Raw genomic sequence first — 23,126 nt, forward strand, 5'->3', positions numbered from 1 at the left:
CGGTAAGTTTCTGGCCATGCCACGTGGACGTCACCGCCATTCCCCGCCCCTGCACAGGCTGCTCCCCCCGTCGGCGATCGCAGGCGTCTCCCTCGTCTGCGCCCTGGGGCCCTGGGTCTTCACGGAGCCGATGGCGCTCCGCGGTCTGGCCGCGGCGGCCGCGGTCACGGCGGTCGTCGGCGCGGTCGTGCTGCGCCGCTGGGACGCCCAGGCGGGCAAGCGCGTCGCCGACCTCACGCGCGGGCGCGCGAGCGACGAGTGGCGCTTCGAGGAGCGCGTCGCCGAACTGGAGGGCGACCTCGAGGAGTCCCGCGAGCTGCGCGTGAAGCTCGAGCAGCGGCTGCGCGCCAAGCGCACGGAACTGGCCGGGCTGCGCAACGAACACGCCGCGCTGCTGCGCCGGTACGCCACGTCCGAGACCGAGCGGGCGAGCGTCCTGGAGGAACGCCGGGTACTGGAGATCGAGGCGACGGTACCGGTGCGCGCCGAGCTGACCGCGGGGGCGGCGAAGACGGCGGACGCTTCGGCGGAGGCCTCGGCGGAGGCGGACGAGGCGGCCGCAGCTCAGGCCGATGGCCTCACCGCCGAGGAGGAGCCGGCGGTTCCCGCCGTCTTCTCGCCGGAGGGCTCCCGGCTGTTCCTGCGCGCGGCGGCCGCGCTCGCCCGGTTCGACGGCGACACGGCCCCGGACCCGGACGGCGGCCCGGACGGCGACGGTGACGGCGTCCCGGAGGACGACGAGGACGAGCCCGCGCAGGAGCAGCAGGACGAACAGCCGGACCGGCGGGCGCCGTCGCACGAGGACGAGCCGCAGGGGCGGTCCGAGGCGGCCGAGGCCCACGAGCGCCCGGCCGTCGGCACGTCCGCCCAGGACGACACCTCCGCCAGGGCCGAGATCGAGCGGCTCCCGCAGCCCGCCTCTCCCGGCCACTACACGGTGCCGACCGCGGTGGCCGTCGCCCCGCAGACGCCGGCGCGGCGCCCCCGGACGGAGGGCGGGTTCGACTTCTTCGGTACAAAGCAGGAGACGTCCCGCGCCGCCCTGGAGGCCGTGCAGAACGAGGACCTGGCGGATGTCGTCGGCCAGGAGGCCCTCGCCCTGCACAAGGCCGAGGCGGAGGCCCGGTACAAGCCCGCGGACGAGGATGCGCGCGGGATCGGCCAGGTCATCGACCTGACCGCGCACGACGAGACGGAACAGATCGACGTGCAGGGCCTGCGCAGCGCGGTTTCCTGACAGGGCGGACCGGGCGGCCTGTCACGCCATCCAGCGGTCCGGCCGCGCGTCCCTGCGCCCGGTCCGGGACCGCTCCGCCTGCCGGGCCAGCAGCTCGCGTGCCTCGTCGGCGTCCCGCAGCCGCGCCCGCACCACCTTGTTCGCGCCCGTGTCCACACACACGTCCGCCACGCCCCGGGCCCGCTCCCAGGGCCCCTGCGTCATCCGTACGCTCTGCACCTTGGCGTGCGGCACCAGCGCCAGGCTCCGCGCCAGCAGCCCGGAGCGCGCCGCGAACACCGCGTCGGTGACGGCGAGTCCGTACCCCCGCCACCACACCGGCACGCACCAGCGGGCGCGGCGCGGCGACGGCGACAGGGCCGCGCGCTCCGGCACGGTCACCCCGGGCAGCACCAGCGCGACGAGGGTCTCCGCGAGTTCGCGCGGGGCGACCGGCACCAGCACGGAGTTGGACGAGCCCGCCACATCGAGCTCCACGCGCACCCAGCCGCGCCGCCGCCACAGCAGCGGCTCCACGATCCGCACGGTCTGCACCCGCCCCGGTGGCACCGTCTCATGGGCCCGGTCCAGCAGGCCGTGGTCGATGCGCAGCCCGTCGGGCGACTCGCCCACCGTCCAGTCGTACTCGCCGACGAACCGCCCCACGCTGCTCGCGCCGGCCGCGCCCAGCAGCGGCAGGGCGACCGCGAGGACCGTCCACAGGCTGTGGGTGAGCAGCCACAGCACCGGCGGAACGACGAGCGCCGCCGCCAGCGACCCCCAGGTCGCGCCCGTCAGCACCAGCGACAGGGCGAGGACGCCGGGCGGCACCCGCAGCAGCTGCCGGGACGGCGCCTCACCGACCTCGTGCGCGGTCTCGGGGGCGAAACCGGCCGCCCTTGCGAGCAGTTCGGCCCGCAGCGTCCGTGCCTCGTCCGCGCCCAGGAAGGCCAGTTCGTCCTTCTTGTCGGTCCCTATGACGTCGAGTCTCAGCTTGGCGACGCCCGCGACCCGGGCGAGCAGCGGCTGGGTGACGTCGATGGCCTGGATCCGCTCCAGCCGGATGTGCGCGGTGCGCCGGAACACCAGGCCGGTGCGGATGCGCAGTTCGGTGCCGGTCACCGCGAAGTGCGTGAACCACCAGGAGCAGAAGCCGTAGAGGGCGGCGGCCGGGACGATCACGGCGAGGCCGATCAGCAGCGTGGTCGTCGTCAGCCGGGTCAGATGGCGCTGTGCCCCGTCGGGGTCGTGCACGGCCCAGCCGATGAGCACGGCGACCGGCGCCCAGGCCCGCCGCAGTGGCGTGACGGGATGCAGCCGCCGCTCGGCCGGGCCGTCGCGCTTGGCCGCGTCGTCTTGTTCGGCCGTGCGGTTTCTCCGGGCCGTGCCGTCTTGTTCGGGCGGGGTGTTTCTCCGGGCCGTGCCGTCTTGTTCGGGCGTGCCGTCTCTCCCGGCTGCGCCGTCTCTCTCGGCTGCGCCGTTTCTCCCGGGCGCGCCATCTCCGTCGGCCAGGCCGTCTCGCTCGGCCGCGTCGTCTTGTTCGGCCGGGGTGTTTCTCCGGGCCGTGCCGTCTTGTTCGGCCGGGGTGTTTCTCCCGGCCGCGCCGACTCCCTCGGGCACCGCGCCGCCGCCGGGCACCGCGGCTCCGCCGGGCGCCGCGCCGCCGCCGACGTGCGCGGCGCCCTCGGCCGGGTCGCCGGTGTCGGTCAGCTCCTGGCCGACGGTCACTCCGCCCCGGCCGGCCGGGGCGCTGCCGTCCGTTCCGCCGCCCCCGTCGGTCATCTCGCCGCCGGCCCCCGCGGCCTCGGGCGCCGTCACAGCCCGGCCGATCGGGCCTCGCCCAGCTCGGTGAGCCGGTCGCGCAGCCGTTCCGCCTCGGCCGGGTCCAGGCCGGGAATCGTCGCGTCGGTGGCCGCGGCGGCCGTGTGCAGTTGCACGCTGGCCAGCCCGAAGTGCCGCTCGACGGGCCCGGAGGTGACCTCGACCAGTTGCATCCGCCCGTACGGCACGACCGTCTCCTCGCGCCACAGCACGCCCCGGCTGATCAGCAGGTCGTCGGCGCGCTCGGCGTACCGCCAGGAACGCCAGTTGCGGTCGATCATCACCCAGCCCCAGGCCATCAGCGCCAGCGGCAGCACGGCGAAGACGGCCCAGGCGGGCCCGGCCAGCAGGCCCGGCAGCAGCCCGGCGGCCAGGGCGATCAGTCCCAGCCACACCACCAGCAGCAACCGCCGCATCTTCAGCAGCCCGGGCGGCAGCGCGATCCACACCGGCCCGCCCTCGACCGCCGCCCCCGCCGTCCCCTCGACGGCCCCCGCCGTGCCCTCGGCCGCCGCCGTCGGCCCCGTCCCGTGCGGACTCCCCGTATCCATGAGCCCAGCGTACGTAGGAGAGACTGTGTCCATGACTCCTACGACGGAGACCATGGTCGGAATCGGCGGCGCCGCGGAGAGCACCGACATGGTGCTCAACATCGGACCCCAGCATCCCTCCACGCACGGCGTGCTGCGGCTGAAGCTGGTCCTGGACGGCGAGCGCATCCAGCACGCCGAGCCGGTGATCGGCTATATGCACCGCGGCGCGGAGAAGCTGTTCGAGGCGCGCGACTACCGCCAGATCATCATGCTGGCCAACCGCCACGACTGGCTGTCGGCGTTCTCCAACGAGCTGGGCGTGGTCCTCGCCGTGGAGCGGATGCTCGGCATGGAGGTCCCCGAGCGCGCGGTGTGGCTGCGCACGCTGCTCGCCGAGCTGAACCGGGTGCTCAACCACCTGATGTTCCTCGGCTCGTACCCGCTGGAGCTCGGCGGGATCACCCCGATCTTCTACGCCTTCCGGGAGCGCGAGGAGCTCCAGCACGTGATGGAGGAGGTCTCCGGCGGGCGGATGCACTACATGTTCAACCGCGTCGGCGGCCTCAAGGAGGACCTGCCGGCCGGGTGGACCACGCGCGCGCGTGCCGCCGTCGCGGACGTGCGCTCGCGGATGGACCGCTTCGACGACCTGGTGCTCGGCAACGAGATCTTCCGGGGCCGCACCCGAGGCGTCGGCAGGCTCACGCCCGAGGCCGTGCACGCGTACGGGGTCAGCGGGCCCATCGGGCGCGGCTCGGGCGTCGACTTCGACCTGCGCAGGGACGAGCCGTACCTCGCCTACGGTGAGCTGCGCGACGTCCTGAAGGTGGTGACCCGGCAGGAGGGCGACTGCCTGGCCCGCTTCGAGTGCCTCCTGGAGCAGACGCACAACGCGCTCGACCTGGCCGACGCCTGCCTCGACCGAATCGCCGAGCTGCCGCCCGGGCCGGTCAACCAGCGGCTCCCCAAGGTGCTGAAGGCGCCCGAGGGCCACACGTACGCCTGGACCGAGAACCCCCTCGGCATCAACGGCTACTACCTGGTCAGCAAGGGCGAGAAGACCCCGTACCGGCTGAAGCTGCGCTCGGCCTCGTACAACAACATCCAGGCGCTGACGGAGCTGCTGCCGGGGACGCTGGTCGCGGACATGGTGGCGATCCTGGGGTCGATGTTCTTCGTGGTCGGGGACATCGACAAGTAGGGGCTCAGTTCCGGAGCGGGTCCGGGATCCCGACCGGCTGGACCAGCCACCCGAAGTCGCCCAGCCCGCCCGCGGCCGTGAGCTCGGCGGCCTCTCCGGCGCTCGCGAGGGCGCGTACATAGGCGGTGGGGTCCGTGGACGCGAGCGTGAGCGGGGGCCGCGCGCCGGTCACCCCCAGCGTGCGCAGTGCCTCGCGCTGCGGGAGCAGGCGCCCACCGGGCAGCGCGCACGCGTCCAGGGCCACATGCGCGGTGATGTCGCAGGAGCCGTCCGGTACGGCGGTTGTCTCGCGGCCCTCCCGGAACCCGGTGAGCGTCCCGAACGGCGGTCGCGCATCCGCCGTGTGCGCGTAGTCCACGGCGACGGCGAGCCCCCCATCGAGCGTGGCGACCGCCGAGGCCCAGGCCTCGTCCCTGGTCAGGCCGATCTCGGCCCGCAGCCCCGCCTCGCCGGGCAGCGGCCACCACCGCTGGAGCCACCGCGCCTGATCCCCGTCGACCGGCTCCCCGAGCCGCTCGCTCCCGTCCTCCCGGACCAGCACCAGCCGGGCCGTGCCCGCGGAGTCCACCTCCGCGACCTCCACCGGCACGTTGTCCAGCCACTCGTTGGCGAACAGCAGCCCCGTCGTCCCTTCCGGGGGCTCGGCCAGCCACTCGATCCGGTGATCGAGCCCCGCGGGCCGCCCGGCGATCTCCACGGCGTACGCGCGCGTGCGGGCCGCCACCTCGGCCGGGAGCGCGGCGAGCACCCCGCCGGCCAGCTCGCCCCGCCCGGCCGCCATGTCGACGAAGTCCAGCACCGCGGGCCGCCCCAGCGCCTCGTCGACCCGGCACAGCAACCGCGCCACGGCCCCGGCGAACAGCGACGACGCGTGCACGGACGTACGGAAATGCCCGCCCGGCCCCTCGTCCCGCCGGTAGAAGCCGCCCGGCCCGTACAGCGCTTTCTCCACCGCCGCACGCCACCCACGCCACTCGTGCGACTCGCGCTCTCCGGCCCTGGTTCCTGATGTCACCGGGCCAGGCTAAGCGCACACAACGAACGCAACTCCACCTTGCGGAGTACGTGCGCCCGGTGCGGATCGGCCCTCCGGTTGACCCCTGCACCTATCGCGCTTCCCTACGCTGGGTTACGTGCAGCGCCTCTATGACTTCCTCCGCAGGCACCCGATGTGGGTCGACGGCTCCTGGGCCGTGGTCCTCCTCGGGATTTCCGTGGTCGGCGGAGCGGCGGGCGGATACGGCTCACCGGCCGTCGCCGTCCCGCTCACGCTGCTGCTGTGCCTGGTGGTCGCGCTGCGCCGCCGCCTGCCGGAGAAGATGCTGCTGCTCGCGACCGCGGTCGGCGTGGCTCAGCTGATCACCGATGTGGAGCGGGGTCCGGCCGACTTCGCCCTGCTGGTGATCGTCTACACGGTCGCCGCGGAGGGCGCGCGCTGGGCTTCCCGTTTCGCGCTGGGCGCCGGCCTGTGCGCGGCCCCCGTGTCCCAGCTGCGCTGGCCCAGCGACCAGACGAACGTCGCGGGCAACATCGCCCTGACGGTCTTCATGGCCGTTCCCTTCGCCCTCGCCTGGGTGCTCGGCGACTCCATCCGCACCCGCCGCGCCTACTTCGCGCAGCTGGAGGAGCGGGCCGCCCGCCTGGAGAAGGAGCGCGAGGCCCAGTCCAAGGTCGCCGTCGCCGCCGAACGCGCCCGGATCGCACGTGAGTTGCACGACGTCGTCGCGCACAACGTCTCGGTGATGGTGGTCCAGGCCGACGGCGCCGCCTACGTCCTCGACGCGGCTCCCGACCAGGCCAAGAAGGCCCTGGAGACCATCTCCTCCACCGGCCGCCAGGCCCTCGCCGAGATGCGCCGCCTGCTCGGCGTGCTGCGCACCGGCGAGCACCAGGAGGCCGGCGAGTACGTGCCGCAGCCCGACGTCCAGCAGATCGAGGACCTCGTCGAGGAGTGCCGCGCTTCCGGACTGCCCGTCGACTTCAAGGTCGAGGGCACGCCCCGGCCGCTGCCCAGCGGCGTCGAACTCACGGCGTACCGCATCGTGCAGGAGGCGCTCACCAACACCCGTAAGCACGGCGGGCCCAACGCGGTCGCGAGCGTGCGCCTGGTGTACTTCGACGACGGCCTCGGCCTGCTCGTCGAGGACGACGGCAAGGGCGCCCCGCACGAGCTGTACGAGGAGGGCGGTTTCGACGGCCAGGGCCACGGCCTCATCGGCATGCGCGAGCGGATCGGCATGGTCGGCGGCACCCTGGACGCCGGACCGCGCCCCGGCGGAGGATTCCGCATCAGTGCCCTGCTGCCGCTCAAACCAGCCAACTGACGCCGGCACAGGCACAGCGCTGACACCTGTAACGCTCCCCCCGTAAAACAGACTTGGAAGAGGCCCTGATGACGATCCGCGTGATGCTCGTCGACGACCAGGTGCTGCTGCGCACCGGGTTCCGGATGGTGCTCGCCGCCCAGCCGGACATGGAGGTCGTGGCGGAGGCGGGCGACGGTGTCGAGGCCCTCCAGGTGCTGCGCTCGACCGAGGTCGACGTGGTGCTGATGGACGTCCGCATGCCGAAGCTCGACGGTGTGGAGACGACCCGCCGGATCTGCGAGGACACCGACCCGCCGAAGGTGCTCATCCTGACCACGTTCGACCTCGACGAGTACGCCTTCTCCGGGCTGAAGGCGGGCGCCTCCGGCTTCATGCTCAAGGACGTGCCGCCCGGTGAGCTGCTCGCCGCGATCCGCGCCGTGCACAGCGGTGACGCGGTCGTGGCGCCCTCCACCACCCGACGGCTCCTGGACCGCTTCGCACCGATGCTGCCGGGCACCGCCAAGCAGCCCCAGCACCAGCAGCTGGAGCGGCTCACCGGCCGCGAGCGCGAGGTCATGGTGCTGGTCGCGCAGGGCCTGTCCAACGGCGAGATCGCGGCCCGGCTCGTGCTGTCCGAGGCGACCGTGAAGACGCACGTGGGCCGCATCCTGACCAAGCTGGGACTCAGGGACCGGGTGCAGGTCGTGGTGCTGGCCTACGAGACCGGGCTGGTACGGGCCGGCGGCCACGGCTGAGCCGGACGGCGACCGGTCGGCTCCCGCCGGCTGTCCGAGGATGCCCGCCTAGCTGTCTGAGGATGCCCGCCTATCTGAGGATCCCCTCCAGGAACTCGCTGCCCAGCCGGGCCACCACGGTCACATCCAGCTGGTGCAGGACGTAGCGCCCGCGGCGGCGGGTGGTGAGCAGGCCCGCCTTCTTCAGCACGGCCAGGTGCCGGGATATCTCCGGCGCCGTCATGCCGTGCACCTGCGCCAGTTCACCCGTGGTGTACGCGCTGCGGGCCAGATTGCGGCACATGCGCATCCGCACGGGGTGGGACAGCGCGGTCATGCGCAGGGCCAGCTGCTCGACATTGGGCGGGGCGGCGAGCTCGGGCGAGCCGACCGGGTAGTGCAGCACCGGCTGCCAGCCGTACCGGTGCAGGACCATCAGATGCGGCCAGCCCAGGCTCGTCGGGACGAGCAGCAGGCCGCCGTCGCCGGTGGACGTACCGTCGTCGCCGCCCAGCTTGTCGACCGTGATCCGGGCGGTCGCCTCGTCGAGCGTGATCGCCGGGGACACCGCGGCCAGCGCCTCGGCCATGCCCTTGCGCCTAAAGAGGTCCGTCTTGAGCCGCGCGTCCGCCGCGAGCTGGTGGCGCAACCGGGACCAGGCCTCAGCGAAGAACGCCTCGTCGCAGTCCTGGAGGAACTGCCGCAGCCAGGCCCGGATCGCGGGCGGGTCGCTCAGCAGCCGTCGGCTGAACCGCAGTTGCTGGGGCCCGCGCGCGGCGGCCAGGTCCAGCGCCCTGCGGCGCACCTCGGGGTCGGACAGCGCGGTGGGCCCGCACGAGCCGTACCCGACGGCACAGGTGAACTCCAGTGCCGCGTCCACGAACTGCTCGTCCGACAGCTTGTCGAGCAGGTCCAGCTCCTCGGCGAGCGTGCCGCCCGGGAGTGTGCTCCGGCCCGGGACGCCGGCGAAGGGCATGAACAGGTCCGAGAACGTCGACCGCCACAGGAAGTCGGCCTCGCACATCCGGTCGGCCAGGTGCGGGTCGAGCCGGGCGGTCACGCCCGTCACCCAGCCCTGGAGGCCCGGGTGGTGGCCCGGCTCGGACAGCGCGTGCAGTGCCATTCCCAGCTCGGCCAGGGGCGAGGGCACGACGGCGATCTCCTCGGGCCGCAGCCCCGCGATGTCGATGTGCACGCTCATGCCCTCATGGTGCACTGCGCCACTGACAACGCCCCCGTCGATTGACGGGCGTCGTCAATCGACGCGACTTCACCTCCGGCCCGGGCGCAGGGTGGGAGCACCGGGGCAGCCGCGGAGCCTTCGGACCTCCATTCCCCCCGACCCGCCGAGGCGATCCACGATGAGCATCACGCAGCAGCACCTCCTCGACCTCTACCGCGCCCAGCAGCTCGGCGAGCCCACCCCGCCCGCGCCGGGCACACACGACCGGCAGGTCGTCCGCGAGTGGCGCGACGAACGCCGGTTCCGCGCGGTCCTGGCCGGGCGCCCGGCCAGTGGCCGGCAGCGGATCCGGCACGCCCTGGGCCGGTGGGTGTCCTTGAGGCGCCGCACCACCTACTGAGCCCCCAGCCGGGCGACGAAGTCGGCGACCGCCGTCTTCACGTCCTCGGCGGTCCACTCCAGTCCGGGGGCCCGCACGCTCACCTCCGTGCGTGCCAGGCCGGGACCGCCCCTGCCCCAGGCGGCGGCGAACAGGAAGACACCCGTCTCCTCGGCCGTCCTGACCGCCGCCTCCCCGGCCACGTCCGCCTCGTACGGCAGCCAGACCTGGAAGTCGTGAGTGTGCGGCACCTCCGGGTACACGCGGGCCCACGGCACCCCGGCCGCCGCGAACCCCTCGCGCAGGGCGGCGGCCACCACGCGCGCGTGGGCGACGTACTCCGGCAGCCGGGGCAGCTCCCGCTCCAACCCGGCCAGCGCCGACAGAGCCGTGGGGAACTGCTGGAAGACCTCCCCGCCGTACCGGTGCCGCCAGGCCTTCGACTCCTCCACCAGCTCCTTCGGGCCGGCGAGCGCCGCACCTCCGACCCCTTCCAGGGCCTTGTAGAACGACACGTAGACGCTGTCCGCCAGGCCCGCGATCTCCTCCAGGGACCGGCCGAGGTGGACGGTGGACTCCCACAGCCGGGCCCCGTCGAAGTGCACCACGGCATCCCGCTCCCGCGCGGCCTCCACCACCTCCGTGAGCTCCTCCCAGGAGGGCAGCACGAAACCGGCCTCCCTGAGGGGGAGTTCCAGCATCAGCGCCCCGAAGGGCTCCTCGAAGTCGCGCACCTCGGCGGCCGTGGGCAGCCGCGGCTCGTCCGTCACACGCACCGGGCGCAGACCGCCGACCTCGCTGAACGCGTTCCGTTCGTGCACCTCGGGATGGCTGAGCGCGTGCAGGGCGACGGTCGGATCGCCGGTGCGGCCCGCCCAGCAGCGCAGGGCCACCTGCTGGGCCATCGTGCCCGTCGGGAAGAACGCGGCGGCCTCGGTGCCGAGCAGCCCGGCGACCTTCGTCTCCAGCGCCTCGACGACCCCGTCGCCGTACGCGTCGGACAACTCGTCCAGGTCGTAGAGGTCCCCCGCGTCGTCCAGCTCCGCCAGGCGCTCCCGGAGCGTCTTGTGGAAGGCGAAGCGCGCGAGCACCCGCCGTGCGCCGCGATGGGCGGCCAGCCGCCGCTCACGCAGCCCCGCGCGCCGCTCCTCGTCCTGTGCCGTCGTCTCAGTCATGCCCCGGATCCTGCCTCGCGCGCGTGCGGGCGGGCACCCGCATTTCCGCACACCCTGTGGATGGCTTTCCGCACACCCTGTGGACGACCGAACACCCCTCGAACCGATCGCGTTAACATGACGAGAAATCGTCCGGTACCCGGAGCGGACTGGAACGGGAAGGCCACCGTCGAGTGAACACAACCCCACAGCCAGACCCCAAGGACCGCCCCGCGCGCCTGACCGTCGGCGTCGTCGGCGCCGGCCGCGTGGGACCCGCGCTGGCCGCGGCCCTGCAGCTCGCCGGGCACCGCCCGGTCGCCGTCTCCGCGGTCTCCGACACCTCCCGCCGCCGTGCCGCGCAACTGCTGCCCGACGTGCCCGTGATGCCGCCCGCCGAGGTCCTCCAGCGGTCCGACCTGGTCCTGCTGACCGTTCCGGACGACGCCCTGCCCGAGCTGGTCACCGGACTCGCCGACACGGGGTCCGTACGGCCGGGACAACTGCTCGTCCACACCTCCGGGCGCTACGGCGCCCAGGTGCTCGCCCCCGCCCTGCGCGCGGGCGCCCTGCCGCTGGCCCTGCACCCCGCGATGACCTTCACCGGCACGCCCGTGGACGTCCAGCGGCTGGCCGGCTGCTCCTTCGGCGTCACCGCGCCCGAGGAACTGCGGCTGGCCGCCGAGGCCCTCGTGATCGAGATGGGCGGCGAGCCCGAGTGGATCGCCGAGGAGAACCGGCCGCTCTACCACGCGGCGCTCGCCCTCGGCGCCAACCACCTGGTCACCCTGGTCGCCCAGTCCCTGGAGCTGCTGCGCGCGGCCGGGGTCGCCGCCCCCGACCGGATGCTCGGCCCGCTGCTCGGCGCGGCCCTGGACAACGCCCTGCGCTCCGGCGACGCGGCCCTCACCGGCCCGGTCGCGCGCGGCGACGCGGGCACGGTCGCGGCCCATGTCACCGAGCTGCGCCGGCACGCCCCGGGGGCCGTCGCCGGCTATCTGGCGATGGCCCGCGCGACCGCCGACCGGGCCCTGGCCCACGGCCTGCTGAAGCCGGAGCTCGCCGAGGACCTCCTCGGGGTACTCGCCGACGGGACGGACGGCACCGACGGCACCGAAGGGGACGGCCGATGACCACCACCCTGCTGAGCACCGCCGACGAGCTGCACGCACGCGTGCGGGCGGGCCGCCGCGCCGTGGTGATGACCATGGGCGCTCTGCACGAGGGCCACGCCACGCTGATCCGCACCGCGCGCGGCATCGCGGGCCGGGACGGCGAGGTCGTCGTCACCGTCTTCGTCAACCCGCTGCAGTTCGGCCAGGGCGAGGACCTCGACCGCTATCCGCGCACCCTGGACGCCGACCTCAAGCTCGCCGAGGAGTCCGGCGCGGACATCGTGTTCGCCCCCGCCGTGGACGAGGTGTACCCCGGTGGCGAGCCCCAGGTCCGCATCACCGCGGGCCCCATGGGCGAGCGCCTGGAGGGCTCCGCCCGCCCGGGCCACTTCGACGGCATGCTCACGGTCGTCGCCAAGCTGCTGCACCTGACCCGCCCCGACGTCGCCCTGTACGGCCAGAAGGACGCCCAGCAGCTCGCCCTGATCCGCCGTATGGTGCGGGACCTGAACTTCGGCGTGGAGATCGTCGGCGTCCCCACCGTCCGCGAGGACGACGGCCTGGCCCTGTCCAGTCGCAACCGCTACCTCTCGCCCGCCGAGCGGCGCACCGCCCTCGCGCTGTCCAGCGCCCTGTTCGCGGGCCAGGACCGGCACGCCGCGCAGGAGGCGCTGCGGGCCCGGGCCCGTGAAGTACCCGCCACGCGCGCGCGTGCCGAGGCGCTCAGCGCCATCGGCGAGTCCCGCGCGGCGGCCGACGCGCATGCCGTGGCGACGGCCGTCCCGGGCGGCCCGGCGGCCGTCCGCGCCGCCGCCCGCCAGGTCCTCGACGAGGCCGCCCGCCTCGATCCGCCGCTGGCCCTGGACTACCTCGCGCTGGTCGACCCCTCCGACTTCACCGAGATCGGGCACGACTTCACCGGCGAGGCGGTCCTCGCCGTGGCCGCCCGGGTCGGGACGACCCGGTTGATCGACAATCTCCCCCTCACCTTCGGAACCCTCGGAGCCGCCTCGTGACCAGCACAGGCATACGACTGCACGCGCCTGAGCCCGGGTGGTCCATCGACGCGGACGTGGTCGTCGTCGGCTCCGGCGTCGCCGGCCTGACCGCGGCCCTGCGCTGCCAGGCCGCGGGCCTGCGGACCGTCGTCGTCACCAAGGCCCGCCTCGACGACGGCTCCACCCGCTGGGCCCAGGGCGGCATCGCCGCGGCCCTCGGCGAGGGCGACACCCCCGAACAGCACCTCGACGACACCCTGGTCGCGGGCGCGGGCCTGTGCGACGAGGAAGCGGTCCGCATCCTCGTCACCGAGGGCCCCGACGCCGTACGCCGTCTCATCGAGACCGGCGCCCGGTTCGACGAGTCCACCGAGGGCGGGCTCGAACTCACCCGCGAGGGCGGCCACCACCGCCGCCGCATCGCCCACGCCGGCGGTGACGCCACGGGCGCCGAGATCTCCCGCGCCCTGGTCGACGCGGTACGCGCGCGTGGCGTGCGCACCGTCGAGAACGCGCTGGTCCTGGACCTCCTCACGGACGCAGCGGGCCACACCGCGGGCGTCACCCTGCACGTCATGGGGGAGGGCCAGCACGACGGCGTGGGCGCGGTCCACGCACCCGCCGTGGTCCTGGCGACCGGCGGCATGGGCCAGGTCTTCTCGGCGACCACCAACCCCTCCGTGTCCACGGGCGACGGCGTGGCCCTGGCGCTCCGCGCGGGCGCCGAGGTCAGCGACCTGGAGTTCGTCCAGTTCCACCCGACCGTCCTCTTCCTGGGCGCCGACGCCGAGGGCCAGCAGCCCCTGGTCTCCGAGGCGGTCCGCGGCGAGGGCGCCCACCTGGTCGACGCCGACGGCACGCGCTTCATGCTCGGCCGGCACGAACTCGCCGAACTCGCCCCCCGGGACATCGTCGCCAAGGGCATCATGCGCCGCATGCAGGAGCAGGACGCCGACCACATGTTCCTCGACGGCCGTCACTTCGGCGCCGAGATGTGGGAACACCGCTTCCCGACGATCCTCGCCGCCTGCCGCGCCCACGGCATCGACCCCGTCACCAGTCCCATCCCGGTCGCCCCGGCCGCCCACTACGCCTCCGGCGGCGTCCGCACCGACTCCCGGGGCCGCACGACCGTCCCCGGCCTGTACGCGTGCGGCGAGGTCGCCTGCACCGGCGTGCACGGCGCCAACCGCCTGGCCTCCAACTCCCTCCTCGAGGGCCTGGTCTACGCCGAGCGCATCGCGGCCGACATCGAGGCGAACGGCCCCCAGTCGCGCGTGCCGAAACCACTTCCGCACCCGGAGACCCCCGAGCACCCCCTGCAGACCGCGGAGGCCCGCTTCACGATCCAGCGGATCATGTCCGACGGCGCGGGAGTACTCCGTTCGGCCGGCTCCCTGGCCAAGGCCGCCGACCAGCTCCAGCGGCTGCACACCGACGCCCGCGACGCCCTCGCCGAGAACGGCAAGACCGCCGAGCCCGGCGTCGACACCTGGGAGGCCACCAACCTCCTGTGCGTGGCCCGCGTCCTGGTCGCCGCCGCCCGGCTCCGCGAGGAGACCCGGGGCTGCCACTGGCGCGAGGACCGCGCCGAGCGCGACGACACCAACTGGCGGCGCCACATCGTCGTACGCCTGAACCCGGACCGCTCGCTGGCCGTGCACACCACGGACACCACACACTTCCCCACGACCCTCCCCACCCAGGCCCCCCAGGAGCAGTGACCGACGTGACCACCCCCGACCTTCCCCTCGCCTCGTCCGGAGGCTGCGGCGACGGCTGTGCCTGCGGCGCGGACGAGCAGGCGTACCTGGAGTGCGGCCTGGACCCCGCACTCGCCCAGCTCCTGGCCGACGCCGGCCTCGACCCCGTCGAGGTCGAGGACATCGCCAACGTGGCCATCCAGGAAGACCTGGCCAACGGCGTGGACGTCACGACCGTCGCGACCATCCCCGAGGAGGCGGTGGCCACCGCCGACTTCACCGCCCGCGAAGCAGGAGTGGTGGCAGGCCTCCGGATCGCGGAAGCCGTCATCTCGGTCGTCTGCGAAGAGGAACTGGAGATCGAACGCCACGCGGAGGACGGCGACAAGGTCGAGGCAGGCCAGAAGCTCCTCTCGGTCACCACCCGCACCCGCGACCTCCTCACGGCCGAACGCAGCGCGCTGAACATCCTGTGCCGCCTGTCGGGCATCGCGACGGCCACGCGCGCGTGGGCGGACACGCTCGACGGCACCAAGGCCAAGGTGCGCGACACCCGCAAGACGACCCCCGGGCTGCGCAGCCTCGAGAAGTACGCGGTCCGCTGCGGCGGCGGCGTCAACCACCGCATGTCCCTCTCGGACGCGGCCCTGGTCAAGGACAACCACGTGGTCGCCGCGGGCGGCGTCGCCCAGGCCTTCCAGGCGGTCCGCGACCGCTTCCCGGACGTCCCCATCGAGGTCGAGGTCGACACGCTGCACCAGCTCCGCGAGGTCCTTGACGCCGGCGCCGACCTGATCCTCCTGGACAACTTCACTCCCGGGGAATGCGAGGAGGCCGTCGCCCTCGTCCAGGGCCGCGCCGCCCTGGAGGCCTCGGGCCGCCTGACCCTCACCAACGCCAAGGCGTACGCGGACACCGGCGTCGACTACCTGGCCGTCGGAGCCCTCACCCACTCCTCGCCGATCCTGGACATCGGCCTCGACCTGCGACCGGCGCAGTAGGGGAGCGGGTACGGGCCATGCTGCTGACGATCGACGTAGGAAACACCCACACCGTCCTCGGCCTGTTCGACGGCGAGGACATCGTCGAACACTGGCGCATCTCCACGGACGCGCGCCGCACCGCCGACGAACTGGCGGTCCTCCTCCAGGGCCTGATGGGCATGCACCCGCTCCTCGGCGACGACCTGGGCGACGGCATCGACGGCATCGCCATCTGCGCGACCGTCCCCTCGGTCCTGCACGAGCTCCGCGAGGTGACCCGCCGCTACTACGGCGACGTACCCGCCATCCTCGTCGAACCGGGCGTCAAGACAGGCGTCCCGATCCTCATGGACAACCCCAAGGAGGTCGGAGCCGACCGCATCATCAACGCGGTGGCCGCGGTCGAGCTCTACGGCGGTCCCGCCATCGTCGTCGACTTCGGCACGGCGACGACGTTCGACGCGATCAGCGCGCGCGGCGAGTACGTCGGCGGCGTCATCTCGCCCGGCATCGAGATCTCCGTGGAGGCCCTCGGCGTCCGCGGCGCCCAGCTCCGCAAGATCGAGGTCGCCCGGCCCCGCAGCGTCATCGGCAAGAACACGGTCGAGGCCATGCAGTCGGGCGTCATCTACGGCTTCGCCGGCCAGGTCGACGGCGTCGTCAACCGCATGGCCCGCGAACTGGCGGAGGACCCGGAGGACGTCACCGTGATCGCGACGGGCGGCCTCGCACCGATGGTCCTGGGCGAGTCGTCGGTCATAGACGAGCACGAGCCATGGCTGACCCTGATCGGCCTACGACTGGTGTACGAGCGAAACGTGTCACGTATGTGAGCGACTCGCCGCCGCCGGGTGCCCGCAGCTACAGCGGATAGCGGGAGCCGAACGCTCCCGCACCCGCGTACGGCGAGAAGGGGACGTGTCGGGGGGTGTCCGCCCGCAGCGGTTGTCGCGTCAACGAACAGCCAGTCGGCATGGCACCCCATCGCGACGTTCCGAGGACGGACACCCCCCGGCGCGGCCCCGACCCACACCCGGCGAGATGGCGCTACGCGCACCCCCACCAAAGGGCCACAGGCCGCCGCAGGCACCCCCACCCACCCGAGTGGTCCCCCACGCCACACCCGCACCCCCTATGCGTAATTTGTCTGATTAGCGCGTATCGTCGCAGCATGCCCACGCCATACGGATCCCGCGGCGGCATGGCGTTCGGCGTGGAGGAGCTGCGTGTGCTCCGCCGCGCTCTCGCCCTCGCCCTCCACCCCACCTCCGCCTCGTCCGACGACGTCCAGGACTGCCTCCGCCTAGCAGAGTCGCTCGACGAGGCGACGCGGGAGGGGGCCAGGCTGCGTGCCTTCCTCGTGGCCGATCTAGGCCGGTACCGCGCCGCCCTGCCCGGCACCGCCGCCGGCTACCTCACCCTCCTGGACGAGGCCCTGGGTGCCGGATACCGCCCCCACCCGCACGACCTCACGGCCCTCCGCGCCCTGCGCGGCAACCCCACCGCCGCCGCCCTCCTGGACCGCTGCCGCCTGCTCGCCGAGCAGCGCGTACACGCCCACGCGCAGCGGCACTCCCAGACCCCCCGCGCGACCCCCACCACCCCCGCACCCGCCCCCACCGTCCCAGCGGCCCGCACCCGCCTCCTGGCCCTCCCAGGAGGCCTCTCCGCAAGCCCCTCCACCCCCGGAGACTCCGCGGACTCCGCCAAGGACACCCCCGGAAAGGACCCCGCGAAGGACCCCGCGAAGAAGCCCGCCCGCAAGCCCCCGGCCCCGAAACCCGCCCCCAAGCCCGCCCCGGCCCCGACCCCACCCCCCACCCCGGGCACCCCGAAGCCCAGCCGCCGCCCGATCCCCACCCCGGGCGAGGTCTTCCCGCGCCGCAAGCCCACCCCACCGCCCCCCGCGAACCCCCAGCAGCTCGCCGCCGGCTGACGTGGCTACCCTGGATCCATGGACTATGTCTCCGCGCTCCTGCCCCCGGTCGTGATGGCCGTCTTCTTCATCGGCGTGATCCGGGTGATCGTGAAGACACAGGGCGGCGCCAACAAGGCCAAGGAGGACGCGGCCGTGGACGCCGCCCTCGCGCGCGTGGAGGGCGCCCACCAGTCCTCCGCGACCACCCCGAAGGCCTGACCACACCTTCACCCCACCCGGCGTACGACTCCGCGAGGCCCGCCCACCGTGAGGCCCGCACCTTCGAGTCGTACGCCCTTTTTGTTCCTGTTCGCCGCGGAAGCGCACGTCCGCCACGCCATTACCGAGATCTCCCACTATTGTTCTGAGCTGTGCCTCGCCCATTGGGAGAACTCGAAGACGCGGTCATGTCGCGGGTGTGGAAGTGGAACCGCCCGGTGACCGTTCGAGAAGTCCTGGAAGATCTTCAGAAGGAGCGGTCCATCGCCTACACCACGGTGATGACCGTTTTGGACAATCTCCATCAGAAGGGCTGGGTGCGCCGCGAGGCGGAAGGCCGCGCCTATCGATATGAGGCGGTCTCCACACGCGCCGCCTACGCCGCCGCCCTGATGAACGACGCCTGGTCGCAGAGCGACAACCCCGCAGCCGCTCTCGTCGCCTTCTTCGGCATGATGAGCGAGGAACAGCGACAGGCTCTCCGCGCTGCCGTACGCATCGTCCAGGTCCCGGAAACCCTGGAACCGACCGAAGCGTCGGATTCGACCGAGCCGGCTCAACCCACTGGACGTCCGGAACCCGCAGAACCGCCGCAACCCGCAGAACCGCGAGAAGCCACTCCCGAGAACCCCGCCTCCGCTCAGGACCGCGACGGGCGATAGCGTCCGCCCATGTCCGCGAAGAGCCCCGAAGCCACCGCAAAAGCCATCACCGTCCGACGGGCCCGCACCAGCGATGTCCCGGCGGTGCGCCGTCTCCTTGACGCCTACGTCCGCGGCGGCATCCTGCTCGACAAAGCAACGGTGACGCTTTACGAGGACATCCAGGAGTTCTGGGTCGCGGAACGGGACGACAACGCGGAGGTCGTCGGCTGCGGCGCCCTGCACGTGATGTGGGAAGACCTCGCGGAAGTCCGCACTCTCGCGGTGAAGCGCGGCCTGAAGGGCGCGGGCGTCGGACACCAGTTGCTGGAGAAGTTGCTCCACACCGCCCGCTGGCTCGGCGTTCGCCGCGTTTTCTGTCTGACCTTCGAAGTCGACTTCTTCGTCAAGCACGGCTTCGTGGAGATCGGCGAGACGCCGGTCGACACGGATGTCTACGCGGAGCTGCTGCGTTCCTATGACGAGGGTGTCGCGGAGTTCCTCGGTCTCGAACGAGTGAAACCGAACACCTTGGGCAACAGCCGGATGCTTCTGCATCTGTGATCGTCGGCGATTGGGGATCGACACCTGCCCCGGTGCCCTATGTCCGAAACGCGCACGTTTCCGGACGGAGCCAGGGCTCCCGGTCTCTGCCGAGGGTTTGTGTTTTTCCGGCAAAAGCGGTTTGCTTTCCGACGTACTGCAGTACTGCATATAACAGGGGACGGCGATACGGCGGACGCCGGCACACTCCCCGGCCCTGAAGATATCGATGAAAGGAAATCCGGTGGCACAGAAGGTTCAGGTCCTTCTTGTCGACGACCTCGACGGTGGCGAGGCGGACGAGACCGTGACGTTTGCGCTGGACGGCAAGACGTACGAGATCGATCTCACCACCTCCAATGCGGACAAGCTCCGTGGCCTTCTCGAGCCTTACGTGAAGGGCGGTCGTCGTACCGGAGGCCGTGCTTCGGGCGGGCGCGGAAAGGCGCGCGCGGCTTCGAGCGGCAGCCAGGACACCGCGGCCATCCGCGCCTGGGCGAAGGAGAACGGCTACGAGGTCAACGACCGCGGCCGTGTCCCCGCGACCATCCGCGAGGCCTACGAGAAGGCCAACGGCTGAACTGCGGCACTACTGACCTTGCGCACGCAGGGCCGGCGGCTGGGCGCACGCGCGCCGCAGCCGGACCCGGTGGCAGTGCGTGGCCACCGTGTCCACCAGCCGTACGAGATCGGGGGCGCCCCCACCACCCCCCAAGGCCGACAGCGTCGGCAGCGAGGCCTCGACCTCGCATCCCGGCTCGGGGGGCCGCAGCCACACGGCGGCCCCCTGGGAACCGACCGGGCCCAGGGGAAGCGGCAGGCCGGTGAACGGCCCGGCCATGTCGGCACCCGGCGCCACAGCCGCCCCCGTAGGCCCCGCCCCCGTAGGCCCCTGACAGGCCCTCTGGCCGGGCAGCGGCACGTTCTCACGGGCATCCACCTCACAGGGCGACAGGGCATCCACCTCACAGGGCGACAAGGCATCCGTCCCGCACGACGGCACCCCACCATCCCCGCTCAACCCACCAGCCCCGCTCAACCCGGCGGCCCCGCTCAACCCACCAGCCCCGCTCAACCCAGCCGCCCCGCCAAACCCGGCCGCCCCGCCCACCCCAGGCGGCACCGGCGCCTCCATTGACCCGCCGGCCCCGATCGGAATCAGGTCGAGCGCCAGCGATCCCCATTCCAGCCACTGCAGCAGCCCGGGCAACTCCTCCGCGCTGCCCGCCGCGACCAGCAGCCGCATGCGGTCGCCCAGCACGGCCACGGGAGAGCCTGGCCCCAGACGCCGCAGGGCCGCGTGTCCCGCCTCGGCCGGCACGTCCAGGACGTCGAAGCGAGCGCCCACCACCAGGCGCACGGGGTCCCCTGGCACCGTCGGCCAGCCCAGTTCCCTCTCGTACCACCGCCGGACCTGACAGCTCTCGTAGAGCGGCCGGCGGGGGAGCGGGACGAGCGGGGACACGGACGCGGACGCGGTCACGGAGTGCGGGGCGCCGAACATGCCAAGTGCAACCGCCGGAAGGACGTGCGAGTTACGCTGGGTGTCGCGGTGGGCGCACAGAGTGGCGAAAAGGGGGCGCGTGGGGGCTGCCGGGAGGCGCAAGGTTGTTCGCCCGTAGCGGAGGGAACAGGGGCACCCGGCATGGACATCCGGGCTCTACGGGTAAGACATCCCTAGTGGGAGGGGGCGACACGCAGGAAAGGCCGTCTCACGTTCGCCATCGGCGTACTGGCGATGGGGGTAACTGCCTGGCCTGCGGGAACATCGTCTCGCACCATCGGGTTGGAGCAGATGTCGGCGTTCGGGGTCAGGAGGCCATCGACGGTGTCGGCAGTTGGAATGAGCGGTCCCCGCTTGCGGGACTAAGCTGCGGAAGGACAGGGAGGGGAAGTTCCCCCCACTGCCTGACCGCTCTGAGGAGCGATTAACGATGTTCGAGAGGTTCACCGACCGCGCGCGGCGGGTTGTCGTCCTGGCTCAGGAAGAAGCCCGGATGCTCAACCACAACTACATCGGCACTGAGCACATCCTCCTGGGCCTGATCCACGAGGGTGAAGGTGTCGCCGCCAAGGCCCTTGAGAGCCTCGGGATTTCGCTCGAGGCGGTCCGCCAGCAGGTGGAGGAGATCATCGGCCAGGGCCAGCAGGCCCCGTCCGGCCACATCCCCTTCACCCCCCGTGCCAAGAAGGTCCTGGAGCTGTCGCTCCGCGAGGCCCTTCAGCTGGGCCACAACTACATCGGCACGGAGCACATCCTGCTCGGCCTGATCCGCGAGGGCGAGGGCGTCGCCGCCCAGGTCCTCGTCAAGCTGGGCGCAGATCTCAACCGGGTGCGGCAGCAGGTCATCCAGCTGCTCTCCGGTTACCAGGGCAAGGAGACCGCCACCGCCGGCGGGCCTGCCGAGGGCACCCCCTCGACGTCCCTGGTCCTCGACCAGTTCGGCCGGAACCTCACCCAGGCCGCTCGTGAGTCCAAGCTCGACCCGGTCATCGGGCGCGAGAAGGAGATCGAGCGGGTCATGCAGGTGCTGTCCCGCCGTACGAAGAACAACCCGGTCCTGATCGGTGAGCCCGGCGTCGGCAAGACCGCCGTCGTCGAGGGCCTCGCCCAGGCCATCGTCAAGGGCGAGGTGCCCGAGACCCTCAAGGACAAGCACCTCTACACCCTGGACCTCGGCGCGCTGGTCGCCGGCTCCCGCTACCGCGGTGACTTCGAGGAGCGCCTGAAGAAGGTGCTCAAGGAGATCCGCACCCGCGGCGACATCATCCTGTTCATCGACGAGCTCCACACGCTGGTCGGTGCGGGTGCCGCCGAGGGCGCCATCGACGCGGCTTCCATCCTGAAGCCGATGCTGGCCCGCGGTGAGCTGCAGACCATCGGTGCCACCACGCTGGACGAGTACCGCAAGCACCTGGAGAAGGACGCGGCCCTCGAGCGCCGCTTCCAGCCCATCCAGGTCGCGGAGCCGTCCCTGCCGCACACGATCGAGATCCTCAAGGGTCTCCGTGACCGGTACGAGGCCCACCACCGCGTCTCCATCACCGACGAGGCGCTGGTCCAGGCCGCCACCCTGGCCGACCGGTACATCTCGGACCGCTTCCTGCCGGACAAGGCGATCGACCTGATCGACGAGGCCGGTTCCCGGATGCGCATCCGCCGGATGACCGCGCCGCCGGACCTGCGCGAGTTCGACGAGAAGATCGCCGGTGTCCGCCGGGACAAGGAGTCCGCGATCGACTCGCAGGACTTCGAGAAGGCCGCCTCCCTCCGCGACAAGGAGAAGCAGCTCCTGGCCGCCAAGGCCAAGCGGGAGAAGGAGTGGAAGGCCGGCGACATGGACGTCGTCGCCGAGGTCGACGGCGAGCTGATCGCCGAGGTCCTCGCGACCGCCACCGGCATCCCGGTCTTCAAGCTGACCGAGGAGGAGTCCTCGCGTCTGCTGCGCATGGAGGACGAGCTTCACAAGCGGGTCATCGGCCAGGTCGACGCCGTCAAGGCGCTGTCGAAGGCGATCCGCCGTACGCGTGCCGGTCTGAAGGACCCGAAGCGCCCCGGTGGCTCGTTCATCTTCGCCGGCCCCTCCGGTGTCGGTAAGACCGAGCTGTCCAAGGCGCTCGCCGAGTTCCTCTTCGGCGACGAGGACGCGCTGATCTCCCTCGACATGTCGGAGTTCAGTGAGAAGCACACGGTCTCGCGGCTCTTCGGTTCGCCCCCCGGCTACGTGGGCTACGAAGAGGGCGGCCAGCTGACCGAGAAGGTCCGCCGTAAGCCGTTCTCCGTCGTCCTCTTCGACGAGGTCGAGAAGGCCCACCCGGACATCTTCAACTCGCTGCTGCAGATCCTGGAGGACGGTCGTCTGACCGACTCCCAGGGCCGGGTCGTGGACTTCAAGAACACGGTCATCATCATGACGACCAACCTCGGCACCCGGGACATCTCCAAGGGCTTCAACCTGGGCTTCGCGGCCTCGGGTGACACGAAGTCCAACTACGAGCGCATGAAGAACAAGGTCCAGGACGAGCTCAAGCAGCACTTCCGGCCCGAGTTCCTCAACCGCGTCGACGACGTGGTCGTCTTCCCGCAGCTCAGCCAGGACGACATCCTCAAGATCGTCGACCTGATGATCGGCAAGGTGGACGAGCGCCTGAAGGACCGGGACATGGGCATCGAGCTCTCCCAGTCCGCCAAGGAGCTGCTGTCCCAGAAGGGCTACGACCCGGTGCTGGGTGCGCGTCCGCTGCGTCGCACCATCCAGCGCGAGATCGAGGACTCGCTGTCGGAGAAGATCCTCTTCGGCGAGCTGCGTCCCGGTCACATCGTGGTCGTCGACACGGAGGGCGAGGGCGAATCCAAGACCTTCACCTTCCGGGGCGAGGAGAAGGCGGCCCTGCCGGACGTCCCGCCGATCGAGCAGGCGGCCGGGGGAACCGGGCCGAACCTGAGCAAGGACGCGTAAGCGTCACGGCTGACGA

The 23,126-nt window shown here is 72.3% G+C and carries 22 protein-coding genes; 16 read left to right on the forward strand and 6 right to left on the reverse strand.

The window, feature by feature from the left end:
* Window positions 1–16 precede the first annotated feature (16 nt).
* Window positions 17–1,237, forward strand: coding sequence for a hypothetical protein (locus AC07DF_RS15620; RefSeq protein WP_478970848.1), 1,221 nt, complete (start codon window positions 17–19; stop codon window positions 1,235–1,237).
* Window positions 1,238–1,258: 21 nt separating this feature from the next.
* Here the strand turns inward: AC07DF_RS15620 and AC07DF_RS15625 are convergent, their stop codons facing one another.
* Together AC07DF_RS15625 and AC07DF_RS15630 are read right to left on the reverse strand one after the other, a co-directional pair.
* On the reverse strand, window positions 1,259–2,533 hold the full coding sequence (locus tag AC07DF_RS15625; protein ID WP_478971005.1) for a PH domain-containing protein: 1,275 nt from the start codon (window positions 2,531–2,533) through the stop codon (window positions 1,259–1,261).
* Between the two features lie 497 nt (window positions 2,534–3,030).
* Entirely contained in the window at window positions 3,031–3,588 is a 558-nt protein-coding gene (locus AC07DF_RS15630; protein ID WP_478970850.1) for a PH domain-containing protein, read from the reverse strand.
* Between the two features lie 31 nt (window positions 3,589–3,619).
* On the opposite strand from AC07DF_RS15630, the gene AC07DF_RS15635 reads away from it, so the two are divergent.
* Window positions 3,620–4,771 carry an NADH-quinone oxidoreductase subunit D gene (locus AC07DF_RS15635; protein WP_478970852.1) on the forward strand — a complete coding sequence of 384 codons (1,152 nt, stop codon included), beginning with the start codon at window positions 3,620–3,622 and terminating at the stop codon, window positions 4,769–4,771.
* Between the two features lie 4 nt (window positions 4,772–4,775).
* On the opposite strand, the gene AC07DF_RS15640 is transcribed toward AC07DF_RS15635, so the two are convergent.
* Entirely contained in the window at window positions 4,776–5,786 is a 1,011-nt protein-coding gene (locus AC07DF_RS15640; RefSeq protein WP_478970854.1) for an SAM-dependent methyltransferase, read from the reverse strand.
* A 118-nt stretch (window positions 5,787–5,904) separates the two neighbouring features.
* Between AC07DF_RS15640 and AC07DF_RS15645 the strand changes: the two genes are divergently transcribed.
* Both AC07DF_RS15645 and AC07DF_RS15650 read left to right on the forward strand, forming a co-directional pair.
* Window positions 5,905–7,095 (forward strand): sensor histidine kinase, encoded by a 1,191-nt coding sequence (locus tag AC07DF_RS15645; RefSeq protein WP_478970856.1) that lies wholly within the window; start codon window positions 5,905–5,907, stop codon window positions 7,093–7,095.
* A 68-nt stretch (window positions 7,096–7,163) separates the two neighbouring features.
* A complete protein-coding gene (locus tag AC07DF_RS15650; RefSeq protein ID WP_478970858.1) occupies window positions 7,164–7,835 on the forward strand; it encodes a response regulator in 672 nt (223 codons plus the stop codon).
* Between the two features lie 70 nt (window positions 7,836–7,905).
* Here AC07DF_RS15650 and AC07DF_RS15655 read toward each other — a convergent pair whose 3' ends face one another.
* Window positions 7,906–9,015 carry a DUF5937 family protein gene (locus AC07DF_RS15655; protein ID WP_478970860.1) on the reverse strand — a complete coding sequence of 370 codons (1,110 nt, stop codon included), beginning with the start codon at window positions 9,013–9,015 and terminating at the stop codon, window positions 7,906–7,908.
* A gap of 160 nt (window positions 9,016–9,175) precedes the next feature.
* Here AC07DF_RS15655 and AC07DF_RS15660 point away from each other — a divergent pair, with 160 nt between their 5' ends.
* Window positions 9,176–9,397 carry a hypothetical protein gene (locus AC07DF_RS15660; protein WP_478970862.1) on the forward strand — a complete coding sequence of 74 codons (222 nt, stop codon included), beginning with the start codon at window positions 9,176–9,178 and terminating at the stop codon, window positions 9,395–9,397.
* Here the strand turns inward: AC07DF_RS15660 and AC07DF_RS15665 are convergent.
* Entirely contained in the window at window positions 9,391–10,551 is a 1,161-nt protein-coding gene (locus tag AC07DF_RS15665) for a threonine aldolase family protein (RefSeq protein WP_478970864.1), read from the reverse strand. The two genes, AC07DF_RS15660 and AC07DF_RS15665, sit on opposite strands and share 7 nt — an antisense overlap.
* Before the next feature lie 173 nt (window positions 10,552–10,724).
* Between AC07DF_RS15665 and AC07DF_RS15670 the strand changes: the two genes are divergently transcribed.
* The 10 genes from AC07DF_RS15670 (at window position 10,725) to AC07DF_RS15715 (ending at window position 19,230) form a co-directional block, all read left to right on the forward strand.
* Window positions 10,725–11,663: a Rossmann-like and DUF2520 domain-containing protein gene (locus tag AC07DF_RS15670; RefSeq protein ID WP_478970866.1), complete on the forward strand. Its 939-nt coding sequence runs from the start codon at window positions 10,725–10,727 to the stop codon at window positions 11,661–11,663.
* A complete protein-coding gene (gene panC / locus AC07DF_RS15675; protein ID WP_478970868.1) occupies window positions 11,660–12,661 on the forward strand; it encodes a pantoate--beta-alanine ligase in 1,002 nt (333 codons plus the stop codon). Before AC07DF_RS15670 ends, panC begins: the two co-directional genes overlap by 4 nt.
* Window positions 12,658–14,367: an L-aspartate oxidase gene (locus AC07DF_RS15680; RefSeq protein ID WP_478970870.1), complete on the forward strand. Its 1,710-nt coding sequence runs from the start codon at window positions 12,658–12,660 to the stop codon at window positions 14,365–14,367. Before panC ends, AC07DF_RS15680 begins: the two co-directional genes overlap by 4 nt.
* Window positions 14,368–14,372: 5 nt before the next feature.
* Window positions 14,373–15,347, forward strand: a complete 975-nt coding sequence (nadC, locus tag AC07DF_RS15685; protein ID WP_478970872.1) for a carboxylating nicotinate-nucleotide diphosphorylase — start codon at window positions 14,373–14,375, stop codon at window positions 15,345–15,347.
* A gap of 17 nt (window positions 15,348–15,364) precedes the next feature.
* The gene (locus AC07DF_RS15690) at window positions 15,365–16,162 is read left to right on the forward strand and encodes a type III pantothenate kinase (RefSeq protein ID WP_478970874.1); all 798 of its coding nucleotides are present in this window, start codon (window positions 15,365–15,367) and stop codon (window positions 16,160–16,162) included.
* A gap of 368 nt (window positions 16,163–16,530) precedes the next feature.
* Window positions 16,531–17,265, forward strand: coding sequence for a hypothetical protein (locus AC07DF_RS15695; protein ID WP_478971007.1), 735 nt, complete (start codon window positions 16,531–16,533; stop codon window positions 17,263–17,265).
* 18 nt (window positions 17,266–17,283) lie between these two features.
* The gene (locus AC07DF_RS15700; protein WP_478970876.1) at window positions 17,284–17,466 is read left to right on the forward strand and encodes a hypothetical protein; all 183 of its coding nucleotides are present in this window, start codon (window positions 17,284–17,286) and stop codon (window positions 17,464–17,466) included.
* Window positions 17,467–17,654: 188 nt separating this feature from the next.
* Window positions 17,655–18,128, forward strand: coding sequence for a BlaI/MecI/CopY family transcriptional regulator (locus AC07DF_RS15705; protein WP_478971009.1), 474 nt, complete (start codon window positions 17,655–17,657; stop codon window positions 18,126–18,128).
* Window positions 18,129–18,137: 9 nt separating this feature from the next.
* The gene (locus AC07DF_RS15710) at window positions 18,138–18,671 is read left to right on the forward strand and encodes an amino-acid N-acetyltransferase (RefSeq protein ID WP_478970878.1); all 534 of its coding nucleotides are present in this window, start codon (window positions 18,138–18,140) and stop codon (window positions 18,669–18,671) included.
* Between the two features lie 223 nt (window positions 18,672–18,894).
* The gene (locus AC07DF_RS15715) at window positions 18,895–19,230 is read left to right on the forward strand and encodes a histone-like nucleoid-structuring protein Lsr2 (RefSeq protein WP_053673923.1); all 336 of its coding nucleotides are present in this window, start codon (window positions 18,895–18,897) and stop codon (window positions 19,228–19,230) included.
* A 9-nt stretch (window positions 19,231–19,239) separates the two neighbouring features.
* Here AC07DF_RS15715 and AC07DF_RS15720 read toward each other — a convergent pair whose 3' ends face one another.
* Window positions 19,240–20,154: an SCO3374 family protein gene (locus AC07DF_RS15720; protein ID WP_478970880.1), complete on the reverse strand. Its 915-nt coding sequence runs from the start codon at window positions 20,152–20,154 to the stop codon at window positions 19,240–19,242.
* Window positions 20,155–20,584: 430 nt separating this feature from the next.
* Between AC07DF_RS15720 and AC07DF_RS15725 the strand changes: the two genes are divergently transcribed.
* The gene (locus tag AC07DF_RS15725) at window positions 20,585–23,110 is read left to right on the forward strand and encodes an ATP-dependent Clp protease ATP-binding subunit (protein ID WP_478970882.1); all 2,526 of its coding nucleotides are present in this window, start codon (window positions 20,585–20,587) and stop codon (window positions 23,108–23,110) included.
* Window positions 23,111–23,126 lie beyond the last annotated feature (16 nt).

This window comes from Streptomyces sp. NPDC044719, from assembly GCF_056433405.1.